The 14,005-nt window shown below is 47.0% G+C and carries 14 protein-coding genes; 4 read left to right on the top strand and 10 right to left on the bottom strand.

Annotated features, from left to right (window positions below):
* Nucleotides 1-49 precede the first annotated feature (49 nt).
* The 4 genes from Nant_RS03130 (at nt 50) to Nant_RS03115 (ending at nt 2,727) form a co-directional block, all read left to right on the top strand.
* Nucleotides 50-559 (top strand): TRAP transporter small permease, encoded by a 510-nt coding sequence (locus Nant_RS03130; RefSeq protein WP_054340190.1) that lies wholly within the window; start codon nt 50-52, stop codon nt 557-559.
* Nucleotides 559-1,854: a TRAP transporter large permease gene (locus Nant_RS03125; protein ID WP_076496026.1), complete on the top strand. Its 1,296-nt coding sequence runs from the start codon at nt 559-561 to the stop codon at nt 1,852-1,854. The genes Nant_RS03130 and Nant_RS03125 overlap by 1 nt, the downstream gene beginning before the upstream one ends.
* A complete protein-coding gene (locus Nant_RS03120) occupies nt 1,758-2,249 on the top strand; it encodes a cupin domain-containing protein (RefSeq protein ID WP_274378312.1) in 492 nt (163 codons plus the stop codon). The genes Nant_RS03125 and Nant_RS03120 overlap by 97 nt, the downstream gene beginning before the upstream one ends.
* Nucleotides 2,250-2,337: 88 nt before the next feature.
* The gene (locus Nant_RS03115) at nt 2,338-2,727 is read left to right on the top strand and encodes a RidA family protein (RefSeq protein ID WP_054340187.1); all 390 of its coding nucleotides are present in this window, start codon (nt 2,338-2,340) and stop codon (nt 2,725-2,727) included.
* 518 nt (nt 2,728-3,245) lie between these two features.
* Here Nant_RS03115 and Nant_RS03110 read toward each other — a convergent pair.
* From Nant_RS03110 to Nant_RS03065, 10 genes are all read right to left on the bottom strand, one after another.
* Entirely contained in the window at nt 3,246-5,276 is a 2,031-nt protein-coding gene (locus Nant_RS03110; protein ID WP_054340186.1) for a MacB family efflux pump subunit, read from the bottom strand.
* 3 nt (nt 5,277-5,279) lie between these two features.
* The gene (locus tag Nant_RS03105; protein WP_054340185.1) at nt 5,280-6,545 is read right to left on the bottom strand and encodes an efflux RND transporter periplasmic adaptor subunit; all 1,266 of its coding nucleotides are present in this window, start codon (nt 6,543-6,545) and stop codon (nt 5,280-5,282) included.
* A 13-nt stretch (nt 6,546-6,558) separates the two neighbouring features.
* Nucleotides 6,559-7,326 (bottom strand): YbhB/YbcL family Raf kinase inhibitor-like protein, encoded by a 768-nt coding sequence (locus tag Nant_RS03100; protein ID WP_054340184.1) that lies wholly within the window; start codon nt 7,324-7,326, stop codon nt 6,559-6,561.
* Nucleotides 7,327-7,371: 45 nt separating this feature from the next.
* Nucleotides 7,372-8,928 (bottom strand): YHYH protein, encoded by a 1,557-nt coding sequence (locus Nant_RS21495; RefSeq protein ID WP_054340183.1) that lies wholly within the window; start codon nt 8,926-8,928, stop codon nt 7,372-7,374.
* A 70-nt stretch (nt 8,929-8,998) separates the two neighbouring features.
* Nucleotides 8,999-10,435 carry an ATP-binding protein gene (locus Nant_RS03090; protein ID WP_054340182.1) on the bottom strand — a complete coding sequence of 479 codons (1,437 nt, stop codon included), beginning with the start codon at nt 10,433-10,435 and terminating at the stop codon, nt 8,999-9,001.
* 9 nt (nt 10,436-10,444) lie between these two features.
* The gene (locus tag Nant_RS03085; protein WP_054340181.1) at nt 10,445-11,128 is read right to left on the bottom strand and encodes a response regulator transcription factor; all 684 of its coding nucleotides are present in this window, start codon (nt 11,126-11,128) and stop codon (nt 10,445-10,447) included.
* Between the two features lie 420 nt (nt 11,129-11,548).
* Nucleotides 11,549-11,857, bottom strand: a complete 309-nt coding sequence (locus tag Nant_RS03080) for a hypothetical protein (protein ID WP_202904936.1) — start codon at nt 11,855-11,857, stop codon at nt 11,549-11,551.
* A gap of 179 nt (nt 11,858-12,036) precedes the next feature.
* Complete coding sequence (locus Nant_RS03075) at nt 12,037-12,303, bottom strand: YrhK family protein (RefSeq protein ID WP_054340179.1); 267 nt, start codon at nt 12,301-12,303, stop codon at nt 12,037-12,039.
* A gap of 58 nt (nt 12,304-12,361) precedes the next feature.
* A complete protein-coding gene (locus Nant_RS03070; protein WP_054340178.1) occupies nt 12,362-13,120 on the bottom strand; it encodes a transposase in 759 nt (252 codons plus the stop codon).
* A 366-nt stretch (nt 13,121-13,486) separates the two neighbouring features.
* Nucleotides 13,487-13,951: a MarR family winged helix-turn-helix transcriptional regulator gene (locus Nant_RS03065; RefSeq protein ID WP_054340337.1), complete on the bottom strand. Its 465-nt coding sequence runs from the start codon at nt 13,949-13,951 to the stop codon at nt 13,487-13,489.
* Nucleotides 13,952-14,005 lie beyond the last annotated feature (54 nt).

Here is a 14,005-nt window from a genome sequence, read left to right as displayed (position 1 = left end):
GACAGGCCTTGCCGCAAGGCAGGGCCTTTAGCCTGTTTCGGAGGTATCCATGCTTAGTTTTTTCTCTTCGATTGATCGCGTAATGGCTCGCCTGCTCAATCTCATCGCGATTATTGCCAGCGTAGTAGTGGCTGGGCTTGTGTTCTTCATGGTTATTGCCCGCTACGCTATGGAATGGTCCATTGTCGGTGTTGATGAGTTGGCATTGATCAGTGCCATGTGGCTTTACATGGTCGGTGGAATCATAGCTAGTCGGCGTGCAGAGCATCTTGTAGTCGACTTTCTGCCGCAGCAGCTCACTTCGCCTTTTCTACTTCGCCTGCACCAGCGAGTGGTTGCTCTGATCATGGTCGCAACAACTGTGTTCTTTATCTATCTGGCTTGGCGCATGATGAGCTTCGCAATCAAACGTCCACAAACCACACCCGGACTCGGGCTCCCCGAGTTGATTCCACTTAGCTCCCTGGCACTCGCCAGCATTGGCTGCTTCGCCTACGCCATGCGTGACCTGATTACCGGCAGGGCATGCCACAATCCAAAAGAAGAAGGTGAAAAATAATGGGTGTTCTGGCCATACTTTTGTTGATCGTATTAATGACCATCGGCGTGCCCGTTGCCTGGTCATTTGCCGCCGTGCTTGCGTATCTGGTGTTCATCTATGACGTGAACATGACAACATTACTATTGCAGGGTTTTCGCTCGCTGGACCATATTATCCTGTTAGCACTGCCGCTCTTTGTACTCGCTGGCTACCTAATGAAGAGTGGTGGCATCGCTCGACGTCTGGTTGACTTCATCGAAATGTTGGTAAGAGGACGGCGCGGCGGCCTGGGTGCTTCTATGGTGTACGCCTCAGGTATCTTTGGCGCAATTTCAGGTACCGCCAGTGGTGCCGTAGCCTCGATCGGCACCATCATGATTGGCCCATTGGCCGAGCGCGGCTACCCTCGTGGCTACGCCAGCGCACTATTGGGCATTTCGTCTTTGCTGGGAATCCTGATTCCGCCTTCGGTCACCATGATCTTGTTTGGTGTAGTCACACGGCAGTCCATTACAGCGTTGTTCGCCGCAACAATAGGGCCCGCTCTGCTACTGATGCTTGGCCTGACCCTGTTCAACCGTTTTTGCGCCGGACGCCTGTTTACTGAAAACCACCCCGACGACACGATGCCGGGACAAAAGATAGCCTCGCGCTGGAGTATTACAAAGTCAGCTCTGCCAGCTCTGTCGCTGCCTTTTCTTATTCTTGGCGGGATTTACGGTGGTATCTGCACGCCAACTGAAGCGGCCGCTGTGGCAGTGGTTGCAGCTATTATTATCGGCTTCTTTTTCTACAGAGATTTAACCCTCAGCCGTTTGAGGGATAGCGTGGTAGCGTCAGCCGAAACGACCGGTACCATCATGCTGATTCTGTTGTTTTCGTTCATGATCGGCCGCATTCTGACCGCCGAACGTGTACCGCAGGAACTGACCGAGTGGATTACCACACTAGTACAAAATCCCCTCCTGATTCTACTGATAGTCAATGCCTTCCTGATCATCACCGGCATGATAATGGATGACCTATCGGTCACCGTGGTTATCGCCCCGTTGCTGATGCCCCTGGTTGTGAGCGCAGGCGTTGATCCAATTCACTATGGCGCCATAGTCGCATGCTCGGTAGTGATCGGTGCCAACAGTCCGCCGGTCGCGCCAATACTGTACATGGCGTGCCGTATAGGTCAGGTCTCAATCCACCACGCAATTATGCCGGCAATCTGGATGATCCTGGTTGTAGGCCTACCCGTGATGATGGTTACGACCTTTATTCCGGAAGTCTCGCTGTTCATCCCACGGATGCTTGGCGTCATGTAACGAACGCCATTCTGACCCATCTAGAAAAAACTGGAAAATTTATGACGGCCAAACTTATTAGCTCGACCAGTCTCAACTTTGCCCACCGCGGTGGCCCTCCGGGGCATTCAGAAGTAGCCCGCGCGGTCGGGGGCGAACTCAGTTCGACCATGGCGGCGGGCGTTGCACGCTTCGATGCCTGCTCTATTGCCTGGACGGTGCTCTATGACGAAGTGATATACGTTATCGACGGCATTTTTCGCCTGGTGACTGGCGGGGAAATACTCGAGGGACATGCCGGCGACATTATATGGATTCCGAAAGGCACCGAATTAAAATATGAGGGCGAGCAGGCAAGCATCTTTTACGCCGTCTATCCGGGCAACTGGAAAGAGCTACTCGCCAACGCCGAGTGAGAGGTTTTATTGCCCCGCCGGTGGCGCTGTTAGTAACGCGTCCCCGGCTACTAGTCAACATTAACAACCTAACAGGAAAGCCCACTCAATGATCAGCATTGTAAAAACAGAACTCTACGACTCACCCTCACCACTAGAATGGGCAACCATTGGCAACGGTATTCTGTTCACTGCACAAATTCCGATAGACGCCACAGGCAAGGTAGTTGAAGGCGGTATTGAAGCACAAACACGCCAAACTCTAGACAACCTTAAGCACACGCTGGAATGCGCAGGAGCAGATTTATCCGCCCTCACACAAGTGCTTATTTACGTGACGGACAAAAGTTACCTGGCCACTGTAAACCGTGTCTATGCCGAGTATATTAGCGCCCCATTTCCTAATCGGGCGGCTTTGGTCATTGCCGGATTGGCACGGGATGAAATGTTAGTTGAAATGGTCGCCTATGCAGTGGTCAACACCGATCAAAAAAAATGAATGTTGTGTAAATGAATGGAGACCCGAAGCAGCCCGATTAGTCAGGTTTATTCAGGTATTCTGTTTAAAAGAGCAGCATACATAGATGAACGTCAGGCACCGTAAGCGATCAACAATCAATAAATGGATCGGGGTACATTTATATGATTGGATTAACGTGATGCGGGTTAATCATCGGGGACAATATACGGTTGCCAATCTTTAGAATTACTGACTATGACCGCATTTGGCACCCACCTGCCCTAACGTTTGATCTTGTTCGACTCAGAACCATTTAAGTCACTATCGCCCCCAAGCGGTCAAACAAAGGCGAAACCATTACTCTAGCCTTCCTGGGCATTGTTTTGCTTCTTGTATTTGATACATCTTTGTCGAATATGCCTTCCAGAGCTGAGGAATTAAGTAAACTATCCCCTGAATCCGGCTGTTGATAATCACTGAGTATTGGGTTGCACCCAAGCAAAAAATTACGAATACATCGTAATGATAACGCTCGTTTTCATTGTTTATCCTCCACACTAATCTCTGGAGAGTGCCTCGATAGGGTTAAGTTTTGCGGCATTACGGGCAGGAAGATAGCCAAATAGAATGCCGATTAAGGTCGAACAGGCAAAAGCCGCAATGATAGACGAACTGGAATAGATCATCTGAAAATCGCTACCTGTGTAGGTGAATATCACGCCAACCAGATAGGCGAGCCCGATCCCCAATGCGCCACCACAGAAGCAGACCAGCACCGCCTCAATCAAAAACTGACGCATGATATCCGTCTGTCTGGCCCCTACCGCTATACGTATACCTATCTCTCCCGTGCGCTCAGTTACGGATACCAACATGATATTCATAACGCCAATACCCCCCACTAACAGAGAGATAAACGCGATAGCAGAAATAAGCAATGTCATGGTCTCAGATGTTTTTTCTATACTTTTTCGCACCGTATCCGTGTTGATAGTGAAGAAATCAACCACGCCGTGACGCATGCTCAGTAAGCTAATAATTCCTTGTTCTGCCACATCACTGGAGACATTCGCAGCGACTCTTACGGTGATATCGCTGACATAATTCTGCCGGTATATACGCCCGGATACTGTGGTATAAGGCAGCCAGATATTCAGCTCATCACTGTTATCGGACACACTTTCAATAGGATCAGTGACGCCAATAACGCGCACAGGAAGGCGGCCCAGAAAGATGACGCTACCGAGTGCATCACCGTCAGGGAAAAGCTCTTGTTCGGTATTCGCGTCAATAACAGCGACCTGCTCCAGCGTCTCGACGCTGTCTTCACCAAAATATTGCCCCTGCGCTAAGGTATAGCCCCGCACACGGAAATACTCGGTGCCAACACCCTGAACCGAACCCGTCACCGTTTCATTGGAATAACGAATAGCGACATTAGCCCTGACCGTTGGCGTAACACTATCCACAAACGGCAATATTTTAAGCGCATTGGCATCCTCTGCGGTGAGCGTGCGAACTCGCCCGGAACGGCGATCTCCGCGCCCTGTACCAGGCTTTATCTCAATGGTATTGGTGCCCATTGAAGCGATATTGTCCATAATCGATTGCTGTGACCCCGCGCCCAATGCGACCACTGATACAACGGAAGCAATACCAATAATGATGCCGAGCATGGTAAGAAACGTACGCAGCCGGTTATTAGACATCGCAATTAGCGCCATTTTCAAGGCTTCAAGATAACGCGACCAGTTAATACCCGACTTAGCTTTTTGCGTTTCATAGGTTTTAGGGTAATGGATTTTAGGGTCATGAGTCTTAGGGTCATGCGCTTTATCTTCGGAGTCTTTGCTCTCTGCTACCCGCTGACAACCCTCTTCAGCGCTGCGACTGGGCTTATTGAAATTGGGAGTATCGCCAATGATTTCCCCGTCTTTAATCTCAATAACGCGATCAGCAAACTCGGCAATATTCGGATCGTGCGTGACCAGGATGATGGTGTGGCCGTCACGGTGTAACTCCCGAAGAAGTTTCATCATCTCTTCGCCGCTGCTGCTATCCAGCGCGCCGGTCGGTTCATCAGCGAGAATAACATCACCGCCATTAATCAGGGCTCTGGCAATACTGACTCGCTGTTGCTGGCCACCGCTGAGCTGGTTTGGTTTATGCTCTAAGCGATCGCCCAAACCCAGGCGGGTCAGCAATTTTTTGGCTTTTTCCTGTCGGGACTGCTGACCTTGATTCGCATACAAGGCCGGCACTTCCACATTACCTAACGCGGTTAAATCACTCAGCAGGTGATAACGCTGAAAGATGAATCCAAAGTGCTCACGTCGCAGTGCCGCCAGTTCATCTTCATCCATAGCGGAGGTATCCTGACCATTAATGAAGTAACTCCCTTTAGTTGGCTTATCCAGACAGCCAAGGATGTTCATTAATGTTGATTTCCCCGACCCGGAAGCTCCGATAATAGCGATCATCTCACCACGATGAATCTGCAGGTTAATATTTTTCAGAACCGTTAGTTCCTGCTCACCGGCAGAAAAAGTGCGGCGTACACCCACAATATTTAACAGTGCTTCAGCCATACGTTAAAACCTCGTGTCCTTGCCTGAGCCCGGGCCACCTTGTCCAGGCACACTACTTCCCGACAAACCACCCATCGAGCTTTCGATCGAACTTCCCATAGAACTCCCCATAGAGTTAGCGGAAGCGGCTTTATCACCAGAAGACTGACCGATAATGATCGCTTCACCTTCGTTAAGACCTGACAATATCTGAGCGTAGATTTTATTGTTGATGCCCACTTCCACATGGCGATATTCAACTTGACCATCGTTTTTCACAGGCACCTGATAGGAAGAATTCGAACCGGACTTTGCGATTAATACCTGTGACGGAACAAGCAATGCATCTTCCGCACTTTTCAGAATAATGGATACCTGCGCGGTCATGCCGAAGCGCAATAGGTTTTCCGGGTTTTCTACATCGAACAGGGCGTTGTAGTAGATAGCTTCATCATCACCAATTTTCAGAGTACTGTCGTCACCACTGAGCAAGGTCGGGCCAGGCTCAATGGCGCGTAAAGCACCAGGGTATTTCTTACCCGTTGCGCCCAAAATAGTGAAATAGACTTCCTGCCCCGCACGAACATTAATAATGTCGGCTTCAGAAACCTGTGCCTTGATGGTCATCACATCCAGTTGTGCCAGCTCAATAATACTCGGCGTACCTTGATTGTTATTGACGGTCTGTCCCTCTTCGACCGATACATAAATCACGGTGCCATCAATAGGCGATGCTATGGTTGTGTAACCAAGATTGAGTTTCGCGTTATCGACACTAATGATCGATTTCTCTTTTTCGGCGCTTAGCTGATCCAGCTCTGCCTGATAGACCGCCAGTAATGATTCTGCCGTGTCATATTCCGATTGAGAGGTGGCCCTACTCACCAACAACGCTTTCTTACGGCTAAATTCAGACGTCGCGACTTTAATCTGTGCCTGCTTTGCCCGGTATTCAGCATTAATACTCTTTAGCGAAGCTTCTGCTTCTTTAAGCGCGTTTTGTTGTGTCAGGTTGTCTATCTGAGCAATCAAATCACCCTGCTTTATCTCTTCGCCTACCTGGACATCAATTTTTTCTATCAACCCCGACACCTGAGCACCGACACTGACCAGTTTCGACGGATATAGAACACCGTTCGTCAAAACAACGCTTTCAATATTTCCGCGCTTAACAACATCGGTTATAAATACCGGCTGAATCTGCTGTGCCACGGTGTATTTGTACCCAACGCCTGCGGCGACACCGACGAGAAGGAGCAATACCAATGTTTTTTTAATGTTACGTTTCATGTAAATCTCTTGGTTACTTTTCTTCGATAGGCGCTGGAGTGAGCAGACCCATGGGTTGTCCACATGGCGGCAATGCTGACGGCGGATTCTTTTTGTCTTGTTGGCTGCTGTGTTCCGGATGTGGCTTTAGTGGAGTCTGGCAGCTGCGTGCAAAACTAACGGTCAGGGAATCAGAATCCAGTACTAAGCCACTCATACTTTTTCGCAAAGTCGCTGCTGAAATCTCATCTGATTGAGCCATATCTAAAGACGTTGAAAGTGCATAGAGATGAAAAGTGTAGTTTTTCGGGCCAGGACCTTTTGAACAGGGCGGCGCGTATTCATTTTTATCATTCACGACATTGCTGCCAAATGTGCCTACTGATTTGCCGCTTCTCATTCCAGAAACAATACCCGAAACGTGCGCCGGAATGTTGTATACACTCCAGTACCAACGCAGCCCTTCCGGCTTTCTTGATTCAGGTGCTGTAGTTGTTTCAGCTGTTTCAGGTGTTTCAGCTGCTTTAGGAAAGGCGGTACTTTCTTGGTTGCTGGCAATGTCAGGCTCTGGCTTGTGATTTGGCATATGATCCATAATCACCACCAAAGACTGCGTGCCATCTGGCACACCACGCCAGTTTAATGGAGGAGATAACCCCTCTCCTTCGCACGTGAATTCAATGGGAAGCGACCCACTCTCGGTAAATGCAGGACTGGTGAGTTCGAGGGATTCACTGGCTTTAGTTGCCGCAGATACAAGCAACATCAAGGTTATAATGGAGACAATAATTTTCGTATGCATCGATCAATCTCCGTAGCGATTAAGGTAACTATTTAATGATTCCGTCTATTGTTCTTTTCTCTGATAACGTTCAATGGTTTGATTGCCATTTTCGTCAACAAACACAAACTGATATTGCAGGTCTTCATTCCAGCTATAGTTGAGCTGATATTGTTTGCCATTTAATGTGTATTCCAATGCATAACCAGTCTCTGCAATTTTGTTTAACCCTGTGATTTTAGCGCCCCTTAAAGGGCCGTAATCACCATGCCGCACTGGGTAAGATCTGGGTTGAGGCACAATCTGGTCTTCAGGAGCATTTAAGAGCGAATCTACTTGCACCTCTCCCCTTAAGCCCGCTATTAAATAGGGAGGGTAAGCAACGGCATGATATTCGTAAGTGCCGTCTTGGTTAAAGCGCCCCAAATACTCATCCAATGGTGCTTCGGTTTTACCATATAAGGGAAAGCCATCCAGTGCGTAGGCAATGGGATTACCTTCACCCACGATCGCTTCTAAATGTTCGGGAGCAAGGTGATAATGGTAGTCATCAGCTTTTCCGCTATGGCCACCCCATGCGTCCAGCTCACCGACATCAGCAGAATATACGCCCCGATTATTCAGGGCATTAAAGATTGGAACGCCATTCACTGCGATAGCAATCGCACCTTTATGAAAGTGCTCTTTGGTTAACATAGGGTTATCAGCCAGAACCGGTTTTAACGGGATTTTCCAGCTATTACTGCCGGTATAGTCTTGGGGTAATGGCACTTGCTGTTGCCAACTTGTGATGCCTTCCATCATCTTATGTTCAGGCATACCATTGGATTCTATCTTTACGTAAGTTGAATCTTCACTGGTTTTAACATTGTCGAAGTGCGCAAAGTACGCATGTATTTCATTGTGAGAGTGTTCACTTTGGCTTAACACAGCCTCACTTTGCGTTGCTGCCATATCGCTTTTACCATCAATGACCAGCCGACAAAGTAAGGTATTATCTTTTTTCAGATCCTCTGACCAGATTAGCTTTGCGGCTGAGGCCCATCTTATTTTATCGTAACCCTCTTTCGGCCCTACTTGTGCGGCAGTATATTCAGTAGCATGTTGCCATGAACTGTCATCAAAGGCTGGCGTTTTCCATGAAACCGGTTCTTCGGCTGTCATAAACTGACATTGACCTTCTCCTGCTATCGGATCGGATTCACTAGCACAGTTGCTATCCAGTGGTGCCTTATGGATGACTTTACAGTGCATAGCGGCACTGGAAACACCCACAACATTGCCAGAATCCAGATCAGTAACTTGAGTGATAAAACCACCGTCTCCTATTTGCTGGCGTCTTGAACCAATATATTCGAGTCCGGTATCGTTTTCTTTAAAATCTTTAATAATAAAAGCTAATACAAAAGGAAATGATGAGGAAAACTGCAGCGTCTCAGCATTAAAAGAACGCTCAGTTGTAATAGAGACGGAGTCTTCCAAGAGCAATTCGCCATCGATATACGCAGCAAACCAATTATCAGCCCATACATCAATTTGATATTTATTGAGCTCAGCTGAAGTCGCACCTGTACTAAAAAGCCAACAACAAATAGCACAAATTTGTAGAATAAAAGGTTTCATATTGTGTCCCTCAAGATATCTGTAGTCTTCATCTTATCAATTAGACGCCACAGACTGAGTGACAATGTTGTCATTTAACGATGGGCAATAATAACCGCATAGTAACAACCTCTTTCACGCTGGGTTCAAGCGTGAGATCACCGCCATGTGCGCGTGCTATCTCCCGGGCTAAACTTAAACCGAGACCACTACCGGATTTGCCTTGTGTATGTTCTGGCTCTCCACGATAAAAGCGTTCGAACAGTTTGCTCCTGATTTCATTCGACATCGGAAAACAAACGTTGCTGATAAGTACTTCTATAGCGGATTCGTTTTGTCTGGCCTGAATAGTGACACCTTTGTCATGAAGGCTATAGCGCATGACGTTAACGAGCAGATTATTTAAAAGCTGCTTCAGCAGGACACTATCACCTTTTGTCATTAGCGCTCGTTCAATCGAGCAATCGAGTACTAATTCATCCGACAACAACTCCATATCGTCGGTCAATTCATCTAATAACCCGGTAATATTGATCGGTTCAAAATGAAGCGCCATAGAGCCAGAATCTGCCTGTGACAAAAGCAACAATTTTCGCGTGATGGCCGATAAATGTCCTACCTCATCAAGAATGGCATTAAGGTCCAATTGCGATGGATTTTCAGAGAGAACCGCTTGCTCAAGCTTCCCTCTTAAAACAGTGAGCGGTGTTTTCAGCTCATGAGCAGCATCAGCGGTAAAGCGAGAAATTTGCTGAAAACTATCCTCAAGTCGATCCAGCATTGTATTGTACGCATCGATTAGCATTTTAAATTCTTTGTCTTCTTTATGCTCAGGTAAGCGATGGCTGAGGTCTTTTTCTGTCACCATATCCATTGATTTATGCAGGCGTTTTATAGGCCGAATGGTAGTGGCAGCGATAAACCATGCGCCAAGAATACTGAGAAGCAGAGAGAAAGGAATAACAACAATAAGTGCGGCTCGCAAGGTGCTTCTTAACTGACTGGTTGTGGCGGCGACATCAACAGCGATAAAGCTTTGTGTGTGTGAGGCTTGAAATAAACTGGCCCGCCATTGGTTTTGCTGATGTTCAAAGAAGGCAAACTGACAGAGGGGGGTGGTTTTGTTGGTTGGTTCTGATAAATCTGCGCTAACCCAGTTTAATGGGCTTATTATATCTTGTACGTTGGTACCTTCCGACGTCGTCAGAATGCCACTTTCACTGGACTCAACGAATATCATTAACTGGCCAGGTGAGCTGACGCGTAGCTTATCCACTAAATCATCAATTAGCCTGCTACCTGAAAGCTGAGTATCACTTGAAATGCTCAAATTGGATGGCGAATTATTTGCATCAAGCTTTTTCTGTAAACGACTGGGCATTATGCGCTTTGCTTCCATGCAAAGGCGAGCATCAAGGTGATCAAGTTCCACCTTCATTATACGTGACCAACTTAAGGTGATGACAACCGCAAGCACAGCGCTGACCGTTAGAATGGATATTGCAAAAATACGCGTACGAAAATACATCTTACAACCTCAGCGAGTGCTCAGACGGTAGCCGGTACCGCGCACCGACTCAATAACACCCAGTATTTTCCCTGTACTCTCCAACGAATTAATCTTACGGCGGATACGTTTAATACATACATCCACAACATTGGTACAGGGATCAAAATCGTACCCCCAAACATGCTCCAACAGCTGTCCGCGTGTTAATACTTGATTCGGGGAACGCATCAGATGCTCTAGCAGGCTAAATTCCCGACTAGTGAGTTCGACAGATTGACCGTGACAATTGAGACTTCGGCTAATGCAATCAAGTTGCAGTGAGCCGACCTCAATCACATGCTGTAGTGTGCCGCCACGTCGTCTGAGTAACGCCTGGATACGAGCATTCAGTTCTTCCACATAGAAAGGTTTTGCTAGGTAATCGTCAGCGCCCATCTCTAAGCCCTGAACACGATCGCCCAGTTCGTTGCGTGCAGTAAGAAGAATGATGGGAGTATCGATACCAGCCTGACGAAGAGAACGAAGAATATCCAGTCCATCGCGGCCCGGAAGCATTATGTCGAGAATGATAACATCGAAAGTATTATTGCTTGCCATCTCATAACCCTGATTCCCATCGGCACAATGGGTGACGCTGAAATCTTTCGCACGCAAGCCTTCACAGATAAAATCCGCAATTTTTTGTTCATCTTCGACAAGCAATATATTCATTGAGTTTAATCCTTAGACAACGCATAAAAGTATCCCATCTGATGCGCGGTGCTCGCAACAAGGATGACAAAATTGTCATTTTAGAGTACTCCATCATAATTGTTCCAATGCCTAAGCACTTACTGAACTCAAATAAAGGGTAAAAATTAACTGAGTTCGTAGCGCTCTGAAATGAGAGCTTTTATGCATGATCGAATAGCGGCCTACCTTTAGGGTTACCCATTGAGTTGCCGCATACCTTTGGATAAATTTGCGTCGATCACCGCGTGACGTCACATGGTATAAGGCACAGGGAAACTCCAATCGTAAGGGTCTGACCATTGAGCATCTCCTTTCTTCCTTGAAAGTAGAATCGATAAGGTTATCAGTTTATATCAGAGCACGGGATCATAAATCAAAGACCTGAGCGTCATGTGCTTGTTAAGTGTTTGCACACAATTTTGCATAGATAACCTGTTGCTCTGCTTCAGAAGCATTGTCAAAACGCTCGAACAGACCAAACCAACAAAGCCTCTCATTCATGGTCATGCCGCCAATACCTGAAACTGCCTCGGCTTTGAAACCCGACCAGAGTTTATAAAGATGGCTATGAGATTCCTCGTTGGTTATCCAAGAATTACCGAAGAACCTTTCGATTGAATCGGCTAGTTCTATCGCGTTCGTATCATCAGATTTCCAGTCGCTCAGGTACGACACCAGACGAGCAACCACTTCATCACTTGAATACATCCTCACCTCTTCAATATATTCATCGTAATTCATTTAAACACTTAACGCCTCAAACACTGGCGCAGTGGCTAGCGTTGTTTTTGCTGGTTTTTCTTTAAGAAAAAATGATGATAGCCGTAATGTATCCGGTGCTTTGACAGGTTATATTTAACCATTGAAACTTAAGCAATAGCACTCAATTACTCGTTATTTGAGTCATAAACCCGGCTTACGTGCACTAGGCTTATCAGTTTTAATGTTGGCTTAATAAGCAATTGAGCACTGCCGACTACGAACAACCAAGTACCACTTTCAACCAAGGAGGCGGTGAGGAAGAAAAAGCTGCCAATCAAAAACCACATTGCTATCAAAAAATCATTTATCGCTCCCAACACTTCATATCTACGCTGGATAGTGATGTGCTTTGGAGCCTGGTTTAACACCAATTGATTACTATCTGAATTCATAAAATTTCCTTATTACTGACAAGAACTGTCAAGAAACAACAGCGGAACAGCGGGAGGGTCAGGTCTTTGATTTATGACTTTTAATAATCCCGCTTACCGTTGAATAGTGTAAACCTATGTAGTCCCCTATTTCTTTTAACGTATATCCACCGCTCTCATATGCCTTGATAATGAAAGTATTTCTATTAGTGTATTCCTCCTTATAAGCATCAAGTGACTTAGGCAGTGGCCGTCGTTGCGATGATGGTATCTCACTTAACATACTGTCTTTTTCAAGTAATGACTGCGCCCTTTCAACGAACATATCACTACCAAGAAACACTTGGTTACGTAATAACTTCCATACCGAGGGCTGCCCTTTTCCTTCTGAAATAAATTGTTGGTAACGTGCTAGAGCTTCACTCTTTCTAAGACTGAATCCTGAAAGTAACCAGTCTGTCGTCAGAAAACCAGAGGGCTCTGCTAACCCTGCGGTTGCACGATAACTGCTCCATGGCCAATCGCCCGCCGTAAGCACCATGGCTGCTCTCACTGGGTTCAAAACAATATAGCGGGACAACTCAAGCAGATAGCTCTCTTTCTCGACCAGAATAGCTTTGTATCTCCCTTGAAAAACATGACCCACACGACCATGACTATGATTGTTCATCAAACAATACGCATGGCAGACCCAGTTATAGGTCTCGCACACCGTCGCTAATACTGATAAAAAATCATCCCTGTCATTATAATTTTCGTAGATATCTTCACGTCGATCACCGCGTGACGTCACATGATATAAGGCACCGGCAAACTCCAATCGTAAGGGTCTGACCATTGAGCATCTCCTTTCTTCCTTGAAAGTACAATCGATAAGATTATCAGCTTTTATCAGAGCACGGGATCATAAATCAAAGACCTGACCCTGTCATTCCTTTGTATTTCGTAAGGATCTTAATCGTTTCAGATAGTTTCATATCACTCTCTAGTTCGAATCATGGCATGCAATCGTGGTAGAGCGACCTGTTACCAGACCGACCCCACACAGATCCGGACGTGCGGAACTACCGCATCCGGCTCTTCAGTCATATATTTACGCGTGTAAAACACGCCCCCCCCTAGTATCAGTCGACAAGCAGCGGGATCATCTTGGTTTGCTCACAGCGGGGGTCACACAGCGGGGTCATATATGGTCCCGTCATGTTTATGTCCGCAGGATGTCATCGCGGTGCTCATCGAGCCAATGCATCAGTTTCTCCATGTGCTGGTGCAGCTGAGACAACTCTGAATCGTCCCAGCTTCCAAGGGTATGAGCGATATCGGGCAGCAGCGCGGTAAGGGTCTCGTCACACAGCTTGAGTCCTTGGTTGGTGATTAGCAGGTGCCGTCTACGTTTGTCCTCGGTATCGCTGTGTGCTTTCAGCAGTCCCCGATCGAGCAGGGTGTTGACGATTTTGGTGATGCCCGGCTGATTCATCTCCATCACTTGCGCGAGATCAGTCACTGTCCAGCTTCGTTTTGGGTGATGGGTAAAATGATTCAGCACCCCAAACTGAGAGGGATTCAACGACCTGCCCGCAAAAAGCTTGGCTTCTCGGGTAGCCATCAATTGTCGAACGATGCCGAGTAACACCGTCACTCTAACTTCTGTCTGGATTCTATTTTCCATGGCGTCTTTTCCCATCAACTAAAATTAATCTTGTGCTTTAATTCCCAGGAATGT

Source organism: Neptunomonas antarctica (assembly GCF_001305295.1).
GTDB lineage: Bacteria > Pseudomonadota > Gammaproteobacteria > Pseudomonadales > Balneatricaceae > Neptunomonas > Neptunomonas antarctica.
This window is presented reverse-complemented; position numbering and strand designations above follow the sequence as displayed.

Excerpts from the sequence above, each read along its gene's own strand:
- Nant_RS03115 (WP_054340187.1), top strand. The coding sequence starts at position 2,338 with ATGATCAGCATTGTAAAAACAGAACTCTACGACTCACCCTCACCACTA.
- Nant_RS03075 (WP_054340179.1), bottom strand. The coding sequence starts at position 12,303 with ATGAATTCAGATAGTAATCAATTGGTGTTAAACCAGGCTCCAAAGCAC.
- Nant_RS03090 (WP_054340182.1), bottom strand. The coding sequence starts at position 10,435 with ATGTATTTTCGTACGCGTATTTTTGCAATATCCATTCTAACGGTCAGC.
- Nant_RS03110 (WP_054340186.1), bottom strand. The coding sequence starts at position 5,276 with ATGGCTGAAGCACTGTTAAATATTGTGGGTGTACGCCGCACTTTTTCT.
- Nant_RS03085 (WP_054340181.1), bottom strand. The coding sequence starts at position 11,128 with ATGAATATATTGCTTGTCGAAGATGAACAAAAAATTGCGGATTTTATC.
- Nant_RS03125 (WP_076496026.1), top strand. The coding sequence starts at position 559 with ATGGGTGTTCTGGCCATACTTTTGTTGATCGTATTAATGACCATCGGC.
- Nant_RS03100 (WP_054340184.1), bottom strand. The coding sequence starts at position 7,326 with ATGCATACGAAAATTATTGTCTCCATTATAACCTTGATGTTGCTTGTA.
- Nant_RS21495 (WP_054340183.1), bottom strand. The coding sequence starts at position 8,928 with ATGAAACCTTTTATTCTACAAATTTGTGCTATTTGTTGTTGGCTTTTT.
- Nant_RS03130 (WP_054340190.1), top strand. The coding sequence starts at position 50 with ATGCTTAGTTTTTTCTCTTCGATTGATCGCGTAATGGCTCGCCTGCTC.
- Nant_RS03080 (WP_202904936.1), bottom strand. The coding sequence starts at position 11,857 with ATGTATTCAAGTGATGAAGTGGTTGCTCGTCTGGTGTCGTACCTGAGC.
- Nant_RS03105 (WP_054340185.1), bottom strand. The coding sequence starts at position 6,545 with ATGAAACGTAACATTAAAAAAACATTGGTATTGCTCCTTCTCGTCGGT.
- Nant_RS03070 (WP_054340178.1), bottom strand. The coding sequence starts at position 13,120 with ATGGTCAGACCCTTACGATTGGAGTTTGCCGGTGCCTTATATCATGTG.
- Nant_RS03065 (WP_054340337.1), bottom strand. The coding sequence starts at position 13,951 with ATGGAAAATAGAATCCAGACAGAAGTTAGAGTGACGGTGTTACTCGGC.